Source organism: Pseudomonas sp. FW305-96, from assembly GCF_058783825.1.
Map to the genome: position 1 here is coordinate 97427 of NZ_JBYSYW010000011.1, position 18069 is coordinate 115495.

Genomic DNA, 18069 nt, shown 5'->3' on the forward strand with positions numbered 1-18069 from the left:
TCTTGTCTCAACTGGCGGTCGGCGCGGGGGCGACGGTGGCCCGGCGGCGGTGGAACAGGCGCTCCAGGGCCAAGTATATGACCGGGGTGGTGAACAGCGTCAGGGCCTGGCTCACCAGCAGGCCGCCGACCACGGCGATGCCCAGTGGCTGACGCAACTCGGCGCCGGCGCCGAAGCCGAACATCAGCGGCAGTGCGCCGAGCAGCGCGGCCAGGGTGGTCATGATGATCGGGCGGAAGCGCACCAGGCACGCCTGGTGGATCGCCTGCTCCGGCGTCATGCCGTGGTTGCGCTGGGCTTCGAGGGCGAAGTCGATGAGCAGGATGCCGTTCTTCTTGACGATGCCGATCAGCAGCACCACGCCGATCAGCCCCATGATGGTGAAGTCCTGGCCCATCGCCCAGAGCAGGATCAGCGCGCCCAGGCCCGCCGAGGGCAGGGTGGAGATGATGGTCAGCGGGTGCACGAAGCTCTCGTAGAGCACGCCAAGGATGATGTACACCGCCACCAGCGCGGCGAGGATCAGGTAGGGCTGGCTCGACAGTGAACTCTGGAAGGCCTGGGCGGCGCCCTGGAAGTTGCCGGCGATGGCGTCGGGCATGCCCAGTTCGCGCTGGGTGCGTTCGAGGATCTGCACCGCATCGCCCAGGGCCACCCCGGGGGCCAGGTTGAACGACAGGTTGGCCGCCGGGAACAAGCCGTCGTGGCTGATCGACAAAGGGCCGGTGCTGGGTGGCGCGACATGGGCCAGGGCCGACAACGGCACCATTTCGCCGGACAGCGGCGAGCGCAGGTAGAAATAGTTGAGGCTCTCGGCCTTGCCACGCTGGCGGGCGTCCAGTTCGAGGATCACCTTGTACTGGTTGGTCTCGGTCTGGAACTCGCTGATCTGCCGCTGGCCGAAGGCATCGTACAGCGCCTGGTCGACGTCGGTGGTGGTCAGGCCGAAGCGCGCGGCGGCTTGGCGGTCGATGTCGATGCGGGTGACGCTGGCGCCCAGTTGCAGGTCGTTGGACAGGTCACGGAACGCCGGATTCTCGCGCAGGCGTTCGGTCAGGCGCTGGGTCCACAGGTTCAGCGCGACGCCGTCGTTGCTCTTGAGCACGTACTGGTACTGGGTGCGCGACGGCCCGGAACTGAGGTTGATGTCTTGCCCTGCGCGCAGGTACAGGACGATGCCGGGAACCTGCGCCAGTTTCGCGCGCATGCGGTCGATCCATTCGCTGGCCGACACGTCGCGCTCGCCACGGGGCTTGAGGGAGATCCAGAAGCGCCCGTTGGCGATGGTCTGGTTGCTGCCGGTGACACCGACCGAATGGGAGAAGGCGCGCACCGCCGGGTCGGCTTCGATGATCTTCGCCAGGGCCTTGTGCTTCTCGATCATCGCGGGGTAGGACACATCGGCCGCCGCCTCGCTGGTGCCGAGGATGAAACCGGTGTCCTGCAACGGGAAGAAGCCCTTGGGGATGGCCACGTAGCCGACCACCGCCAGTGCCAGGGTCAGGCCGAACACGCCGAGGGTGACACGCTGGTGCGCCAGGGCCCGGTCCAGGCCCTTCTCGTACCAGCGCACCAGGCGCTGGCCGAAACCGTCATGCTGTGCCTCGGGGCTGCGCATGCACAGCGCGGCGAGGGTCGGTGCCAGGGTCAGCGAGACCACCACCGAAATCAGGATGGTCGCGGTGGCGGTCAGGGCGAACTCCTTGAACAGCCGGCCGACCACGCCGCCCATGAACAGCAGCGGAATGAACGCGGCGATCAGCGAGAAGCTGATCGACACCACGGTGAAGCCGATCTCGCCGGCGCCCTTGAGCGCGGCCGTGCGGCTGTCGTCGCCGGCCTCCAGGTGGCGGTGGATGTTCTCCACCACGACGATGGCATCGTCCACCACGAAACCCACAGCGATGACGATGGCCACCAGGGTGAGGTTGTTGAGGCTGAAGCCGAACACGTACATCAATGCGCAACTGGCGATCAGCGACACGCCGAGCACGCTGGAAACGATGAAGGTCGCCGACCACTGGCGCAGGAACAGCGCCATCACCCCGATCACCAGGGCCACGGCGATCAGCAGGGTCAGCTCCACCTCGTGCAGCGAGGCGCGAATGGTCTGCGTGCGGTCCTGCAGCACCGATACTTCGACCGCTGCCGGCAGCATTTCCTGCAAGCGGGGCAGGGCGGCCATCACCCGGTCCACGGTGTCGACGATGTTCGCCCCGGGTTGGCGGAAGATCACCAGGTTCAACCCCGGCTGTTCGCCGGACCAGGCCCTGACGTAGGCGTTCTCGGCGCCGTCGATCACCTTGGCGACGTCGGCCAGGTGCACCGGGGCGCCGTTGCGGTAGCTGACGATCAGCTTCGCGTAGTCCTCGGGGTGGAACAGCTGGTCGTTGGCGGCGAGGGTCGACACGCTGTGCTCGCCGTACAGCGCGCCCTTGGCCAGGTTGAGGCTGGTCTGCTGGATGGCCTGGCGGATGTCGGCCAGGGTCAGGCCGATGGCGGCGAGCTTCTCGGGCTGGGCCTGCACGCGGATGGCCGGGCGCAGTTGCCCGGTGATGTTGATCAGGCCGACGCCGTCGATCTGGCTGAGCTGGCGGGCCAGCAGGGTCTCGGCGTAGTCGCTCAGTTGGTTGCCGGGCATCTGCGCCGAGCTGACGGTGAGGATCAGCACCGGGCTGTCGGCGGGGTTGACCTTGCGCCAGGTGGGCGGGCTGGGCAGGTCCTGGGGCAGGCGCGCGGTGGCGGTGTTGATCGCCGCCTGGACCTCCTGGGCGGCGGTGTCGATGTTCTTGTCCAGGGTGAATTGCAGGATCAGGTTGGTCGAGCCCAGGGCGCTGCTGCTGGTCATCTGGGTCATGCCGGGGATGGCGCTGAACTGCACCTCCAGGGGCGTCGCGACCGACGAGGCCATGGTCTCGGGGCTGGCGCCGGGCAACTGGGCGGTGACCTGGATGGTCGGGAAGTCGGCCTCGGGCAGCGGCGCCACCGGCAGGCGCGGGAAGGCGATGGCACCGAGCAGGACCAGGGCGAAGGTCAGCAGCAAGGTGGCGATGGGGTGGTCGATGCACCAGGCCGAGACCCCGTTGCGGGTGTTCATGGCTGGCTCCTGCTTTCGGCCATTTCCGCCGGGGCAGGGGTGTCGGGGGTGACCTCCACGGTGCTGCCGGGCTTGAGTCGCGACTGACCGTCCAGCACCAGGCGATCGCCGGCCTTGACCCCGGCAATGACATTCAGCGTGCTGTCCTGGTACACCACCTTGACCGGTACGGCGCTGACCTTGTCGCCGTCCAGACGGTAGACGAAGTGGCCGTCGATGCTGCGCTGTACCACCGGTGGCGGCACCACCAGGGCGTCCTCGTCCACCGCTGTGCGCAGGCGCACGGTGACCAGCTGGCCCGGCCACAGACGTCCGTCCTGGTTGGCGAACTCGGCCTTGACCCGCACCGTGCCGGTGGTGGCCGAGACCTGGTTGTCGATCAGCATCAAGTGCCCCTTGGCGAGCAGGCTGCGTTCGCCGTCGGCGTCCAGGTAGGTCTCCACTTCGGCGGGCGTGGTTGAGTTCAACAGGCCCTGCAGGACTGGGAGCTGCTGTTGGGGCAGGGCGAATTCCACGGCGATCGGGTCGATCTGGGTGACGTTGAACAGGCTCTGGGTGTCGCTGGTGCGGACCAGGTTGCCAGGGTCGACGTTGCGAATGCCGACGCGACCGCTCACCGGCGAGCGGATCTGCGTGTAGCTGAGCTGCACCGCGGCATTGTCGATGGCCGCCTGGTTGCCCTTGATCGTCGCCTGCAACTGGTTCACCAGCGCCTGCTGCTGGTCGAGGGTCTGCTTGGACACGCCGTCGTCGCTGCTCAGCAACTGGTAGCGCTTGAGGTTGACCTTGCCCACCTGCAACTGCGCCTGGGTCTGGCCGAGCTGGGCACGGGCCTGGTCGAGGTTGGCACGGATCGCCCGGTCATCGAGGGTGGCCAGCAGGTCGCCCTGCTTGACCCACTGGCCTTCCTTGACCAGCACCTGGGTCAGCACGCCCTCGACCTGCGGGCGCACCTCGACGCTGTGCAGCGACAGCACCGAGCCGATGGCGCTGAGGTAGCGCGGCACGTCCTGCTGGGCCACGGCGATCACTCGCACCGGTATCGTGCTGGCGGCGCGGTTGGCCGGCGCTTCGCGGCGCGACCCCAGCCAGGCGCCGATGGCGACCAGCAGGACCAGGGCCAGGGCGGCGAGTACGAGGAGGCGGGACGGACGTCGCATCGGGGTGGGCACCTTGGCCAAGGGGCAGGGAAATGGATTCGGCTATTCAGGGTTATAGCGCGCCGACCGGGTCGGCAGCGTGACGCCAGGCTGTCACGGCTGTCAGTTTCGGTGGGTTGATGGCCAAGTGCCAATATCCTGCCATGGATCAATGTTACGTCGGCGTTTGCCCCTAGAGTCGTACGCCCTGCCGATCTCCCGTACAACAACGAGTGCCTCCGATGAAGTGCAATATGCCTGTTACCGGTCGCGAAGTGGATTACCCCGGCGACGCCAACATCCTGTCCACCACCGACCTGGACAGCCGCATCACCTATGCTAACGACGATTTCCTGCGGGTCAGCGGTTTCCTGCGCGAGGAGCTGCTGGGCAATCCCCACCACATCGTCCGCCACCCGGACATGCCGCCCCAGGCCTTCGCCCAGATGTGGCAGTCGCTCAAGGCCGGGCGCTCGTGGATGGGGCTGGTGAAGAACCGCTGCAAGAATGGCGATCACTACTGGGTGAGCGCGTTTGTCTCGCCGATCAGCAGCGGCGGGCAGGTGCTGGAGTACCAGTCGGTGCGGACCAAGCCTGGCACTGAACAGGTGGCGGCGGCCGAGCGTGCCTATGCGCGCTTGCGCGAGGGCCGGCGTGGCTGGCGCGAGCGCCTGCCGGTGATCGGGTTGGGCACCCGCTTGTCGCTGGCGGTCGGCGCCGTGCTGGCGTTGGTGCTGGGCGCCGGGCAGTGGTGGCTGGGGGCACCGTTGCTGGAATCCGTGTTGGAGGTGGCGGCGGCGGTCGGCTTGAGCAGCCTGGCGATCCGGTTGCTGTTACGCCCGTACGAGCGGCTGCGCCGACAGGCCCAGGCGATTGCCGACAACCCACTCAGCCAGCGGCTGTATACCGGCCGGCGCGACGGCCTGGGGCAGATCGAGTTCGCCATGCGCATGCTCAAGGCGCAGCTGGGCGCGGTGGTCGGACGTATCGGCGACACCTCGTCGCGCCTGGCCGGGCATTCGGGCTCCCTGGCCGAGGCACTGCACAGCAGCCACGCCAACAGCCTGGAGCAGCAGAACGAGGCCGACCAGGTGGCCACGGCGATCCAGCAGATGAGCGCCAGCGTCGCCCAGGTAGCCAGCAGCGCGCAGATGGCGGCGATGGCGGCCGACCAGGCGGAAGACGAGACCCAGTCCGGGCATCAGCTGGTCAACCGCAACCGCTGCGCGATCCAGGACCTGGCGGGCTCGCTGGTGGAGGCCAGCGAGGTGATCCAGCAACTGGAAAACCACAGCAGCGAGATTTCCGGGGTGCTTGATGTGATCCGTGGCATTGCCGAGCAGACCAACCTGCTGGCGCTCAACGCCGCCATCGAGGCGGCGCGGGCGGGTGACCAGGGGCGGGGGTTCGCGGTGGTCGCCGACGAGGTGCGTGGCCTGGCCAAGCGCACCGCGCAGTCGACCCACGATATCCAGCGCATGATCGGCGCTCTGCAGGATGGGGCTCGCGCGGCGGTGCAAGTGATGCAGCAGAGCAGCGCGCATGCCGGGCACAGCGTCGAGCAGGCGCAACTGGCCAGCGACGCGCTGGACAGCATCAGCGTGCGGGTCAACCAGATCAACGAGATGAGCCTGCAGATCGCTGCGGCGGTGGAGCAGCAGAGCCAGGTCAGCGAGAACATCAACCGCAACATCAACAGCATCCGCCAGGCCAGTGAGGCGACGGTCAGCGTCGGGCAGCGCAGCCACAGCAGTGCCAGTGACGTGGCGGACCTGGCCAAGGACCTGCGGCGACTGGCGGATGAGTTCTGGCGGCGTTGTCAGTGACTGACTGAGTTGTCTGTGCCGGCCTTATCGCGGGGCACCTTGGTACTTGGCGTGGGCTTGCCCCGCGATTGGATCTATCTAGAAACCGATGAACGCATAGTAGACCGGCGCTTCGCCCGTCACCTGTAGCCGATGTTCCTGCAGACCGGCCGCAAGCGCCTCGTCCTGCACATGCAAAGCCCACGGTCCATCGACCGCCCGTGGCGCCTGCTCCAGCACCGAGGCAAACGCCGCCATGTCCGGCAGCCAGGCAGTAAATCCATTGCCCTTCAGAGCGCTGGTGGTCATCCCCAGCGCCTGACAGATCGCCACTTTGGCCGCGATATCGTCGCGGTCGGCCTGGCGTGAGGCCTCGATCAGGGCACGCAGCGCCTCATCCACCGGCAGGCTGCCGTGAATCAGTTCCGGCCCTTGCGTCCAGGCCTCGGGCGGGCAGTCCTTGTTTTCCGGGCGCAGCGGCAGGTGCGGGTTGATCTCCGCCGGGTAGATACGACAGACCAGCGGGCGGCTTTCATAGATACCGCACAGGTCGTTGTCATCAAGGTTGCGGCAGCGCCCTGGATTGAACGCGGCGAAGGTCACCGAGACCTGCAACTGCGCGTCACCGCATGGCACCGGGTGCGAACGGCGCAGCACATGCTCGCGCTGGTCCGTCGGCATGCCAGGGCCATCGGCGAGAAAACCTTCGATCAGCACCGCCACCTGACCACCAGAGATCGCCCACTGCCGGGCCTCGGCAAGCGTCAGCGGCACATGATGGCCCGTGCAGCATTTGCCGCAGCCGGTGCAGGCGAAGCGAATACTGTCGCTCATCGCTTGCCGGCTTCCCATTCCGTGGTGAAGGCTTGCTGGCGTTGGCGGTCATAGAGGCACAGCTCCGTACCGGTGCGATTCTGCATGTGCTTCTGGGGGTAGGTGCCCTCGAGCAGCAGCGCGCTGTAACCGACCTGGTCGTCGAACTCGGCGGGTTTGCCCAGGGCGTGGCCATCCTTGAGCTGGCTGGCGCCCAGACAGGCCTTGAGCATGTGCTGGCGTTGGTCGCTCCAGGCATGGGGCGTAGAGGCTTGGGCGTAAACGGTAAGCAGCGAAAGGCTAAGCAGTATCGAACGTAGCATGGGCATGACCTCAACAAGAGAGGGAATTATGCCTTCCCATGAACGCAACGCAAATTGCGATTTTTCTTACGTATTTAGCTGAAAGCAGAAACTTTATTAGCAACCATTACCCGCGCTGGAAAGAGGATGATTCGTGGCTATACCTGTATGGATTCGAAAGCCAAAGGGCAACTGTGAGGTCATGGAATGCGTTTCGAGGGATCATTCGCGCAACTGAAGGAGCGCCTGGAACTGTTGGCGCAGGTTGGAACATGGAAGGAACTTAACCCTAACCAGTATGAGTTTCGCACCCATAGTGGTGGCGTGATGTCATGGTATCCGGGCACGGGTGAATTGGGTTTCCAGGGGCAGCCGGAGTCCTCCCTGGAGCTTGAGCAGTTGGTAAGAGGCATGCTGTCACAGGACGGTGAAGCCATGCCCGATGCCAGGCCAATCATGGAGAATCTTGCACACGCTCCTGAATTCATGAATATGTCATTCCTGGATGATTCCTATGCGGATTCCGAGTTGGTTCTGGGATTCGTCGGGGCACTGGGAACGGACCTAAAAGTGGTCTGCCAAATTGTCGAAGATCGGCTCAAGGCGTTTCGCTATACCGCCCATTGCATACGTATATCCACTGATGTCATTACAAAGATCGGCGATGTTCCGCAGACCGAGAATCGCGTTGAGCGTATTGACATGTACATGCGTGAGGGTAATCGATTAAGGGAGGTGTCGGGGGATAATTCGATATTGGCATTAGGCGCTGCTGTCGCCATCAGCCAATTGAGATACCAGGAAAGCAAGGCGGAGCCGGGCAGAAATGCCTATCTGATAAATTCATTGAAAACGCCGTTTGAGGTGCAGCGATTACGGAAGATTTATGCCGGGGGGGTTTTCTTGATCGGCGTGCATGCGGACCATGAGCGTAGAAGCCGTTATCTTCTCGACGACCTACGGTTGACCAAGGAGCAGGCGGCGGATCTGATCTCACGGGATGAAAACGAAAAAGAACCACACGGGCAGCACACTCGAGACACTTACCATTTGTCTGACTTCTTTGTCAGCTATGATGGAAATTTAGATGCCCTGAAGAATCAGATCTGGCGCATTCTGGATTTGTTGTTCGGCAAGCCGTATGTCACCCCCACTTTCGATGAGTATGCGATGTTCATGGCCTTCTCTGCTTCACTGAGGTCGGCCGACCTGTCACGGCAGGTCGGTGCTGTATTGACCAAGCACGACTGTATCATCGCAACAGGGGCTAACGATGTACCCAAGGCAGGCGGCGGCCTGTACTGGCCAGCCAGGAACGATGCACATGAAATTGTGGATGAGGAGGATGGAAGGGACTACAAGCGAGGCGAGGATTCAAATGCCATGCAAAAAAAGGAAATAATAGAAAACATCATCCGTTCACTCCCCGAGCACTGTCGGGATGAAGTGGCGCCCTTGATAAAAAATAGTGGAATAAAAGATATAACCGAGTATGGCCGGGTTGTCCATGCGGAAATGGAAGCGCTGTTGTCATCTTCCCGGATGGGGGTAAGTGCGGTCGATAGCACGTTGTATTGCACCACCTACCCTTGCCATAACTGCGCAAAGCACATCATCGCCGCTGGTGTTGATCGTGTGGTGTATGTCGAGCCCTATCCAAAGAGTAAGGCGCAGAAATTTCATTCGGACTCGATTTCTCTGGAGCGTTCGCGTAAAGGGGTGTTTTTTGACGCCTTCATAGGTGTTGGGCCAAGAAGTTTCTTTGATCTGTTTTCCGTGAATCTGGGTAGTGGCTACGCTGTCATACGTAAGATCGAGGATGGGCAAGCGGTTGACTGGAGTGAAGCAAATGCTAAATTGCGAACCCAGATGCAGCCTTGCTCATACATCGATCGCGAATATATGGCTGGGCACACTTTGTCAACGTACTTATAAGGTGATTCCGATGAGCGGAAGTAAAGAGGAATTTCTTCGCTACCTCGATGAGTGCCGCGAAAAGGTCCAGCAATGGCCGGCCTGGAAGCGAGAGGCTGTAAAGGCACCGAACCGAGAGCCAGTCGTTTTCAGGGAAGCTTCGCAGATCCGCCCTCAGTCGACGAATAGCCGCTGAATCTTCAAGAGCCATGCACGAGTGTCCTTTCTCGGAAATAAGCTGTTCACTTTTGGCGGCGTCTTGGGCGCCCGGCCTGCGTTGCCACTCCTCGCCATAGCCCTGCTATGACTCGTCGCGGCTCCTTGCCCGAACACCCAAGCCACTCGCCAAAAGAGAACGTATTTCCGAGACAGGACACTCGCATGGCTCTTCACTTTCTGGCTTTCAGCGCTCCTCGAACACCACCGCCCGCGCCGCCGTCACCAGGCAGTTGGTCAGCTCCGGCGAGGAGAACTTGGTGAGAATGGCATTGGCCCCGGCCAGCTTGGCCTTGTCACCGCTCATCGCGCTGTCCAGCGAGGTGTGCAGCAGGATGTACAGGTGCTGGAAGTCCGGGGTTTCGCGCAAGGTGCGGGTGAAGGCGAAGCCGTCCATCTCGGACATCTCGATGTCCGAGACGATGATGTTGATCTCTCTGTCGGTGCCTTGCAGCTCCAGCAGCACATTGATCGCATCCTTGGCGCTGCGCGCGGTGTGGCACTCGATGCCAAGGTTGCGCAGGGTGTGCACCGACTGCTGCAACGCGACCTGGCTGTCGTCCACCACCAGGATGTTGGCGGCGGCCAGCAGGCTTGCATCCTCTTCGCTGACTTCCCCCGGGTGCGGTTCGTGGGGCGGCGGGGCGATGCCGTGGATGACCTTCTCGATATCCAGCACCTGCACCAGGGTGTTGTCGACCCGGGTGACGCCGGTAATGAACGAGCGGTTGCCCGAGCCGTAGGGTGGCGGTTTGATGTCGGTGCTCAGGCAATGGACGATGCGGCTCACCGCTTGCACGTGCAGGCCCTGGCGCGAGCGGCTGATCTCGGTGACGATCAGGCAGCCGCCGTCGGGGTCGGCCAGGGGCATTTCGCCGATGGCGCGGGACAGGTCGATCACCGACAGCGAGTTGCCACGCAGGGTGGCGACGCCTTTGACGTGCGGGTGGGACTCCGGCAGTTTGGTCAGCGGCGGGCAGGGGATGATCTCGCTGACCTTGAGCAGGTTGATTGCCATCAGTTTGCCGCTGCGCAGGGTGAACAGCAGCAGGGACAGCGAGTCCGCGCGGGCTTTTTGCGTGGCCATGGACAACCTTCGCTATGAATGAGGGGGAGGATGCCGGGTTATCGGCTTTCTGGCGCCAGGCTTTAGCTTAGTTTGCTATTGGATCTGCAGTGGGGTCGCTTTGCGACCCTTTCGCCGCGGTTCGTCGCCACGACAAGCCGGCTCCCACACTGGCCGCGCTGAGCTCAGCCAAGCGCCATCCCTGTGGGAGCCGGCTTGCCGGCGAATGGGCTGCGAAGCGGCCCCGTCAGCGCAGCCCCAAGCGCTTGGCCAACCGGCTCAGGTTGGCCCGATCCAGCCCCAGCTCCCGGGCTGCGGCTGCCCAGTTGTCCTGGTGGCGATCCAGGCACGCTTCGACGATCTGCCGCTGATAATCATCCACCGCCTCACGCAGCCCCCCCTCGGGCAACGGCGCGTCAGCCGACGGTGCCTCGGTTTCTGCCAGTATGCTCGGCGCCACGTTGCGCAGGTCGAGGTCCGCCGCTTCCAGGGTGAGGATCTTCGGCCGCCGTCCGTGCTGCCCCAATGCCTTGAGCGCCGAGCGACCGATCAGGTGTTCCAGTTCGCGCACGTTGCCCGGCCAGCCGTACGCCAGCAGGGCGGCCTGGGCGTCGGTGGACAGCCGCAGGCTCCCCAGCCCCAGGCGCGCACGGTTCTGTTCGAGGAAAAAGCCCGCCAGCAACAGCACGTCGCGGCCTCGCTCGCGCAGGGGCGGAACTTGCAGCGGGTAGACGCTCAACCGGTGGTAGAAGTCGGCGCGGAAGTTGCCATTGCGCACCTCTTCGGCCAGGTCGCGGTTGGTCGCGGCGATCAGGCGTACATCGACCTGATGGTCGCGGTCCGAACCCAGGCGTTGCAACTGCCCGCTCTGCAACACCCGCAGCAACTTGGCCTGCACCGCCAGCGGCAGCTCGCCGACCTCGTCGAGGAACAATGTGCCGCCGTTGGCCAGCTCGAACTTGCCGCGGCGTTCACCATGGGCGCCGGTAAAGGCGCCGCGCACATGGCCGAACAGTTCACTCTCCACCAAGGTGTCGGGCAGCGCGGCGCAGTTGAGGCTGACCATCGGCTTGCCGGCACGCTGGCTGGCATGGTGCAGGGCCTGGGCCACCAGTTCCTTGCCGACGCCGGTCTCGCCGGTGATCAGCACGGTCAGGTCGCTACCGCCGACCAGGCGGATCTCCTCGACCAGGCGCTTGTGTGCCTTGCTCTGGCCGATCAGTTCGCGGTCCTGGCCGCTGGCCTGGCGATACACCTCGGCGCGCTGGTGTTCATCTTCGGCGCGCAGGGCCAGGTGCTCGATGCGCTCGGCCACGGTTACCGTGGCGGCGGCCAGGCTGGCGAAGGCCTGCAGGGCGTCGAGTTCGAGGCTCTGGAACTGGCCGGCGGTGAGCGCGTCGAGGGTCAGCAGGCCCCACGGGCGTTCGTCGACCATCAGCGGGCAGCCCATGCAGTCGTGCACCTCGAGATCCACATGGGCGGCGTCGACCAGGCCGTCGTAAGGGTCGGGCAGCGGGCTGTCGCTAGGGAAACGGGTGGGCTCGGGGCGGCTGAGCAGGGCCTGGAAGCGCGGGTGCTCGCTGACCCGGAAGCGTCGGCCCAGGGTGTCCGCCGACAAGCCATCCACCGCTAGCGGTACCAGCCATTCGCCGTCCAGGCGCAGCAGCGCCGCGGCATCGCATGGCAGCAGATCGCGCATGGCCTGCAGCAGCCGGCGGTAGCGTTCCTGGTCGGGGAGGTCGCGGGACAAGTCGCTCACCAAGGGGAGGAGGGCAGTGAGCAGGGGCTTTGCAGTCATATGGACTCCTGTTGGTCGGAATGACTATACGCCTGAGTGTGTCCTTTTGACATCGATCAATGAAAACCCCCGGTTTTACTGACGATCAAAGTTGGCACGATTGCTGAAATGGTCTACGCAACCATTCGAAGCCTCAGGCTCAGGAGTTGTCGTAATGCTCAATGCCGAACAACGTGCAATCATCAAAGCCACCGTGCCCCTGCTGGAAAGCGGTGGCGAGGCCCTGACCACCCACTTCTACAAGATGATGCTCAGCGAGTACCCCGAGGTACGTCCGCTGTTCAACCAGGCCCACCAGGCCAGCGGCGACCAGCCGCGTGCCCTGGCCAACGGCGTGCTGATGTACGCCCGGCATATCGACCAGCTCGAGCAGTTGGGCGGCCTGGTAGGCCAGATCATCAACAAGCACGTCGCCCTGCAGATTCTCCCTGAACACTACCCGATCGTCGGCAGCTGCCTGCTGCGCGCCATCGAGGAAGTGCTGGGCAAGGAGATCGCCACAGCCGAGGTGATCGCTGCCTGGGCGGCGGCCTATGGCCAGCTTGCCGACATCCTCATCGGCGCCGAGGAGAACCTGTACAAGCAGAAGGAAGAGGCCGCCGGCGGCTGGCGCGGCACCCGCGAATTCCGCCTGGTGCGCCGCGAGCAGGAAAGCCGCGAAATCGTCTCGTTCTACTTCGCGCCGGTCGATGGCAAGCCGGTGCTCAAGGCCGAGCCGGGCCAGTACATCGGCCTGAAGCTGGAAATCGATGGCCAGGAGCAGCGTCGCAACTATTCGCTGTCGGCCCTGTGCGACGGTGAGCAGTACCGCATCAGCGTCAAACGCGAGGCGGGCGGCAAGGTCTCCAACTACCTGCATGATGGCTTGATGGTCGGCGATACCCTGCAACTGTTCCCGCCTTCCGGTGACTTCACCCTGGTCGCCAGCGACAAGCCGCTGGTGCTGATCAGCGGCGGCGTGGGCATCACCCCGACCCTGGCCATGCTTGAGGCGGCCCTCGAGACCGAACGCCCGGTGCACTTCATCCATTGCGCGCGCAACGGCGCGGTGCATGCCTTCCGCGACTGGATCGATGGCCTGGCGGCGCGTCACCCGCAACTCAAGCGCTTCTACTGCTACGCCGAGGAGGATGGCAGCCAGGCTGCCGACGCAGTGGGCCTGCTGGACCAGGACCTGCTGGCCGAATGGCTGCCGCGTGAGCGCGATATCGACGCCTACTTCCTCGGACCCAAGGGCTTCATGGCGGCGATCAAGCGTCAGCTCAAGGGCTTGGGTGTGCCGGAAGGGCAGAGCCGCTATGAGTTCTTTGGGCCGGCTGCGGCGCTGGAGTAAGCGATAGGTCTGGCTGGCCCCATCGCCGGCAAGCCGGCTCCCACAGGGTTCAGCGATACCTGTGGGAGCCGGCTTGCCGGCGATGGGGCCGGGACAGGCTACGAGTAATTCATCCCAATCGCTGCGGTTCGGCGTTCTGTCGGGCCGCCAGCACAAGGATGCTCCCGGCCGTGGGTAATCGAGAACGAAGCGGACGATGACATTCGACGCTGTCCGCCTGGCCGAGCGCCGAACCGCAGCGATTGGGCCTAACCGATCTTCTATATAAGGAAGCGGTGAACGCGGTTACACCCGCTTTCATCTTTAATCCTCCTTTAATCACTGTATCCTTCACTCCCAGGTGTCGAGGGGCCTGCTCCTGCCCGGCACCTGGGCTGGCGCATTTTTCACGCGCGTCAGTGAACCGAAACCGACCCGCTCGGTCCTAGGTCATCAGTGGATAGCCGCGCACGCCCCCGCTCGATGCATTCAAAGGTCATCTCCAGCGTGTAGACTGGGCGCCCCTCGGGCAGCCCGCGCTGTCACTCTCCATCGAAGGAATCGGCAATGAACGAACTCTCATCGCGCCTGAATCGGGAACGGCGCTTTCTGGTGCTCCTCGGCGTGATCTGCCTGGCGCTGATCGGCGGCGCCCTGTACATGCAGGTGGTGCTGGGCGAGGCACCTTGCCCGCTGTGCATCCTGCAGCGCTATGCCCTGCTGTTCATCGCGATCTTCGCCTTCATCGCCGCCGCCATGCCCGGGCGCCGCAGCCTGACCCTCTTCGAGGCGCTGGTGGTGCTCAGCGCCATCGGTGGCATCGTTGCCGCCGGCAATCATGTGTATATACTCGCCAACCCCATGGTCAGCTGCGGTATCGACACCTTGCAGCCCATCGTCGACGACCTGCCGCTGGCCAAGCTCTGGCCGCTGGCGTTCCAGGTCGATGGGTTCTGTTCCACGCCCTACCCGCCGATCCTCGGCCTGTCCCTCGCGCAATGGGCGCTGGTGGCGTTCGTGCTGACGGCGGTCCTGGTGCCCCTGGGCATCTACCGAAACCGTCGCCGCGCTTAGACCAAAGTCCCGAATTGACCTGGGTCTATTGCGCGGCGAGATAAGCTGCAAATGGCCACCGATGATTGATCCAGGTCAGCCACCAGCCCTTGCGCGGCAAGGGTTTCAGGGCTACTGCGCAGGGTGCGACAAACTGTCGCGAAGTTGATTTTTTGACCAGTATTGTTACGCATCCTGTAAAAGACTGTTGCTCAATAAGTCATAGTCATCGTGGGGCGACCTATCTACAATCGCCCCCAATTTCCGTTCGGCACTGCTTGCGAGTCGCAGGATTGATGGGAGCCGCAGCGCTTTCCATTTGCTGACTTCGACAAGTTTCGCCCAACGGCGATACCGGGCGGACACCCCTCCGCGTTTTCCCGCACCAAATGGACTTGGTCTGAAGTACAGGCCTGTTGCCTACGAAACCATAAGCACCGCCAACCCGCTTGACGCCAAGATCCAGCAGTCGGATCCCTGGCAGGGGCGAGTACGGGCGCCAATTGCCGCACTTGGCAGGACGAAGTGTTGGCTACCAAAACACAAATTGCATTGAAGCAAGCTGATCTAGAGGTCGTGAGATGAGTAAAAAGCGTTACCCCAGACTGTTTGGCATATTGCCCTTTTTAGGCATGCTTTTACTCAGTGGGTGCAACTGGACCCTGCTCGATCCGAAGGGCCAGGTCGGCATTGAGCAGAAGAACCTGATCCTGATCGCCACCGGCCTGATGCTGCTGGTGGTCGTGCCCGTGATCATCATGACCCTGGCGTTCGCCTGGAAGTATCGCGCGTCCAACAAGGCCGCCACCTACACCCCCGACTGGTCGCACTCGACCAAGATCGAGGCCGCGGTGTGGATCATCCCGATCCTGATCATCATCGCCCTGGGTTACTTCACCTACCACTCCACCCACAAGCTGGACCCGTACCGTCCACTGGATTCCGATGTGAAGCCGGTGCAGATCGACGTGGTCGCGCTGGACTGGAAATGGCTGTTCATCTACCCGGAACAGGGCATCGCCACGGTCAACAAGATCGTCTTCCCGGCCAACACCCCGGTCAACTTCCGCGTGACCTCCGACGCCGTGATGAACTCCTTCTTCATCCCGGGCCTGGGTGGCCAGATCTACGCCATGGCTGGCATGACCACCAAACTGCACCTGATCGCCAACGAGAACGGTGAGTTCGACGGTATCTCCGCCAACTACAGCGGCGCCGGCTTCACCGGTATGAAATTCAAGGCAACCGCCACTTCGCAAGCCGACTTCGATGCATGGGTCGCTGAAGTGAAGGCTTCGCCGAAGAAACTGGACCAGGCCGAATACGACGCCTTGGCCAAAGCAAGCGAAAACAACCCAGTCGCGCTGTACAGCGAGGCTCCGGCTGACCAGTTCCAGCGCATCGTCGACAAGTACGAAGGCATGAACCGCGGTCGTCCGAACCACGAAGAAGCAGGCAGCAAAGACCTGGCCACTACCAAGGGTGTGGAATCGAGTATGCAACCAGCTGCCGGTGCAGAGGAGTAAGAGATGTTCGGTAAATTAACTCTGGAGGCGATACCGTATCACGAGCCGATAGTCATGGTGACGCTTGCCATGATCGCGCTCGGTGGTCTCGCTGTCGTTGGTGCCATCACCTATTTCCGCAAGTGGACCTACTTGTGGACCGAGTGGCTGACCACGGTCGACCACAAGAAAATCGGCGTGATGTACATCATCGTCGCTATGGTCATGCTGCTGCGCGGCTTCGCCGACGCGATCATGATGCGTACCCAGCTGGCCGCCGCCACCGGTGGCTCCGAAGGCTACCTGCCGCCTGAACACTATGACCAGATCTTCACCGCCCACGGTGTGATCATGATCATCTTCATGGCGATGCCGTTCTTCACCGGCCTGATGAACCTTGCGGTTCCTCTGCAGATCGGTGCACGTGACGTTGCCTTCCCGTTCCTGAACTCCCTGAGCTTCTACCTGCTGCTGGCAGGCGTGCTGCTGGTCAACATTTCGCTGGGTGTTGGTGAATTCGCCAAGACCGGCTGGGTTGCCTATCCGCCGCTCGCAGGTATCCAGTACAGCCCTGGGGTGGGTGTCGACTACTACATCTGGGCGCTACAGCTATCAGGTCTGGGTACGACGCTTACCGGCGTGAACTTCCTCGTCACCGTGATGAAGATGCGCGCCCCTGGCATGAAGCTGATGGACATGCCGATCTTCACCTGGACCTGCACCTGGGCCAACGTGCTGATCGTCGCTTCGTTCCCGATCCTCACCGCCGCACTCGCACTGCTGACTGTTGACCGTTATCTGGACTTCCACATTTTCACCAACGAGCTTGGTGGGAACCCGATGATGTACGTCAACCTGTTCTGGGCGTGGGGTCACCCTGAGGTCTACATCCTGATCCTGCCGGCCTTCGGCGTGTTCTCGGAAGTCACCTCGACCTTCGCAGGCAAGCGCCTGTTCGGTCACCACTCGATGATCTACGCATCGGGCGCGATCGCCATCCTCGGCTTTGCGGTCTGGCTGCACCACTTCTTCACCATGGGTGCCGGCGCCAGCGTCAACACCTTCTTCGGCCTGGCGACGATGCTGATCTCCATTCCGACTGGTGTGAAGCTGTTCAACTGGCTGTTCACCATCTACCAGGGCCGTCTGCGCTTCACCGCGCCGATCATGTGGACCCTGGGCTTCATGGTCACCTTCTCCATCGGTGGCATGACCGGCGTTCTGCTGGCTGTTCCAGGTGCCGACTTCGTTCTGCACAACAGCCTGTTCGTGATCGCCCACTTCCACAACGTGATCATCGGTGGCGCGGTATTCGGCTACATCGCCGGCTTCGCCTTCTGGTTCCCGAAAGCCTTCGGTTTCACCCTGAACGAGAAGTGGGGCAAGGCTGCCTTCTGGTTCTGGATCTCCGGCTTCTACGTAGCGTTCATGCCGCTGTACGCCCTGGGCTTCATGGGCATGACCCGTCGTCTGAACCACTCCGACAACCCGCTGTGGGAACCCTACCTGTACGTAGCCGTGGTCGGCGCCGTGCTGATCCTGTTCGGTATCGCCTGCCAGCTGATCCAGATCTACGTCTCGGTTCGCGATCGCAAGGACAACATGGACGTCACCGGCGACCCATGGGGCGGCCGTACCCTGGAATGGTCGACTTCGTCGCCACCTCCGTTCTACAACTTCGCCCACATGCCTGAGCACGTTGGCCTGGACGCCTGGCACGAAGCCAAGCAAGCCGGCGCCGCCTACAAGGCTCCGGCCAAGTACGAAGCGATCCACATGCCGAGCAACACCTCCACCGGTCTGTTCATGGGTCTGTTGCTGACCGTGTTCGGTTTCGCCTTCATCTGGCACATCTGGTGGCTGGTGGGTGCGAGCCTGGTTGCGACCATCGCTGTCTTCGTTCGCCACGCCGCGCGTGACGACCAGGGCTACATGGTGCCGGCCGAAGAAGTGGCGCGCATCGAAGGCGAGCGCATGAAAGCGCTGGCCAACGCTGGTGCACTGCCTGCTGGCGGCGCACGTGTCGAATCGTTTGAACGGGTGTAATCA

The 18069-nt window shown here is 63.1% G+C and carries 12 protein-coding genes and 1 pseudogene; 7 read left to right on the forward strand and 6 right to left on the reverse strand.

What is annotated here, in order from left to right; genetic code table 11:
- Nucleotides 1-7: 7 nt before the first annotated feature.
- Nucleotides 8-3097 carry a multidrug efflux RND transporter permease subunit gene (locus AC3WL2_RS11210; protein ID WP_102682496.1) on the reverse strand — a complete coding sequence of 1030 codons (3090 nt, stop codon included), beginning with the start codon at nucleotides 3095-3097 and terminating at the stop codon, nucleotides 8-10.
- Nucleotides 3094-4257 (reverse strand): efflux RND transporter periplasmic adaptor subunit, encoded by a 1164-nt coding sequence (locus AC3WL2_RS11215; RefSeq protein ID WP_102682495.1) that lies wholly within the window; start codon nucleotides 4255-4257, stop codon nucleotides 3094-3096. The genes AC3WL2_RS11210 and AC3WL2_RS11215 overlap by 4 nt, the downstream gene beginning before the upstream one ends.
- A gap of 233 nt (nucleotides 4258-4490) precedes the next feature.
- Here AC3WL2_RS11215 and AC3WL2_RS11220 point away from each other — a divergent pair.
- A pseudogene (locus tag AC3WL2_RS11220) lies at nucleotides 4491-4760 on the forward strand (PAS domain-containing protein); the annotation flags it as partial.
- Nucleotides 4761-4955: 195 nt separating this feature from the next.
- Nucleotides 4956-6062 carry a methyl-accepting chemotaxis protein gene (locus AC3WL2_RS11225; protein ID WP_371918129.1) on the forward strand — a complete coding sequence of 369 codons (1107 nt, stop codon included), beginning with the start codon at nucleotides 4956-4958 and terminating at the stop codon, nucleotides 6060-6062.
- A 78-nt stretch (nucleotides 6063-6140) separates the two neighbouring features.
- Here AC3WL2_RS11225 and AC3WL2_RS11230 read toward each other — a convergent pair whose 3' ends face one another.
- Together AC3WL2_RS11230 and AC3WL2_RS11235 are read right to left on the reverse strand one after the other, a co-directional pair.
- Nucleotides 6141-6875, reverse strand: a complete 735-nt coding sequence (locus AC3WL2_RS11230) for a YkgJ family cysteine cluster protein (protein WP_102682493.1) — start codon at nucleotides 6873-6875, stop codon at nucleotides 6141-6143.
- On the reverse strand, nucleotides 6872-7183 hold the full coding sequence (locus AC3WL2_RS11235) for a hypothetical protein (RefSeq protein ID WP_102682492.1): 312 nt from the start codon (nucleotides 7181-7183) through the stop codon (nucleotides 6872-6874). Before AC3WL2_RS11235 ends, AC3WL2_RS11230 begins: the two co-directional genes overlap by 4 nt.
- A gap of 180 nt (nucleotides 7184-7363) precedes the next feature.
- Here AC3WL2_RS11235 and AC3WL2_RS11240 point away from each other — a divergent pair, with 180 nt between their 5' ends.
- Nucleotides 7364-9091 carry an anti-phage dCTP deaminase gene (locus AC3WL2_RS11240; protein WP_102682491.1) on the forward strand — a complete coding sequence of 576 codons (1728 nt, stop codon included), beginning with the start codon at nucleotides 7364-7366 and terminating at the stop codon, nucleotides 9089-9091.
- A gap of 382 nt (nucleotides 9092-9473) precedes the next feature.
- Here the strand turns inward: AC3WL2_RS11240 and AC3WL2_RS11245 are convergent, their stop codons facing one another.
- Nucleotides 9474-10373: a chemotaxis protein gene (locus tag AC3WL2_RS11245; RefSeq protein ID WP_102682490.1), complete on the reverse strand. Its 900-nt coding sequence runs from the start codon at nucleotides 10371-10373 to the stop codon at nucleotides 9474-9476.
- A 226-nt stretch (nucleotides 10374-10599) separates the two neighbouring features.
- Nucleotides 10600-12150 (reverse strand): nitric oxide reductase transcriptional regulator NorR, encoded by a 1551-nt coding sequence (gene norR, locus AC3WL2_RS11250; protein WP_102682489.1) that lies wholly within the window; start codon nucleotides 12148-12150, stop codon nucleotides 10600-10602.
- 154 nt (nucleotides 12151-12304) lie between these two features.
- Here norR and hmpA point away from each other — a divergent pair, with 154 nt between their 5' ends.
- The 4 genes from hmpA (at nucleotide 12305) to cyoB (ending at nucleotide 18066) form a co-directional block, all read left to right on the forward strand.
- On the forward strand, nucleotides 12305-13483 hold the full coding sequence (hmpA, locus tag AC3WL2_RS11255) for an NO-inducible flavohemoprotein (protein WP_102682488.1): 1179 nt from the start codon (nucleotides 12305-12307) through the stop codon (nucleotides 13481-13483).
- Nucleotides 13484-14029: 546 nt separating this feature from the next.
- A complete protein-coding gene (locus AC3WL2_RS11260; RefSeq protein WP_102682487.1) occupies nucleotides 14030-14536 on the forward strand; it encodes a disulfide bond formation protein B in 507 nt (168 codons plus the stop codon).
- Between the two features lie 560 nt (nucleotides 14537-15096).
- A complete protein-coding gene (cyoA, locus tag AC3WL2_RS11265) occupies nucleotides 15097-16041 on the forward strand; it encodes a ubiquinol oxidase subunit II (protein WP_102682486.1) in 945 nt (314 codons plus the stop codon).
- A gap of 3 nt (nucleotides 16042-16044) precedes the next feature.
- Nucleotides 16045-18066, forward strand: a complete 2022-nt coding sequence (gene cyoB, locus AC3WL2_RS11270) for a cytochrome o ubiquinol oxidase subunit I (RefSeq protein WP_102682485.1) — start codon at nucleotides 16045-16047, stop codon at nucleotides 18064-18066.
- Nucleotides 18067-18069 lie beyond the last annotated feature (3 nt).

Excerpts from the sequence above, each read along its gene's own strand:
- AC3WL2_RS11210 (WP_102682496.1), bottom strand. The coding sequence starts at position 3,097 with ATGAACACCCGCAACGGGGTCTCGGCCTGGTGCATCGACCACCCCATC.
- AC3WL2_RS11215 (WP_102682495.1), bottom strand. The coding sequence starts at position 4,257 with ATGCGACGTCCGTCCCGCCTCCTCGTACTCGCCGCCCTGGCCCTGGTC.
- AC3WL2_RS11230 (WP_102682493.1), bottom strand. The coding sequence starts at position 6,875 with ATGAGCGACAGTATTCGCTTCGCCTGCACCGGCTGCGGCAAATGCTGC.
- AC3WL2_RS11235 (WP_102682492.1), bottom strand. The coding sequence starts at position 7,183 with ATGCCCATGCTACGTTCGATACTGCTTAGCCTTTCGCTGCTTACCGTT.
- AC3WL2_RS11240 (WP_102682491.1), top strand. The coding sequence starts at position 7,364 with ATGCGTTTCGAGGGATCATTCGCGCAACTGAAGGAGCGCCTGGAACTG.
- AC3WL2_RS11245 (WP_102682490.1), bottom strand. The coding sequence starts at position 10,373 with ATGGCCACGCAAAAAGCCCGCGCGGACTCGCTGTCCCTGCTGCTGTTC.
- norR (WP_102682489.1), bottom strand. The coding sequence starts at position 12,150 with ATGACTGCAAAGCCCCTGCTCACTGCCCTCCTCCCCTTGGTGAGCGAC.
- hmpA (WP_102682488.1), top strand. The coding sequence starts at position 12,305 with ATGCTCAATGCCGAACAACGTGCAATCATCAAAGCCACCGTGCCCCTG.
- AC3WL2_RS11260 (WP_102682487.1), top strand. The coding sequence starts at position 14,030 with ATGAACGAACTCTCATCGCGCCTGAATCGGGAACGGCGCTTTCTGGTG.
- cyoA (WP_102682486.1), top strand. The coding sequence starts at position 15,097 with ATGAGTAAAAAGCGTTACCCCAGACTGTTTGGCATATTGCCCTTTTTA.
- cyoB (WP_102682485.1), top strand. The coding sequence starts at position 16,045 with ATGTTCGGTAAATTAACTCTGGAGGCGATACCGTATCACGAGCCGATA.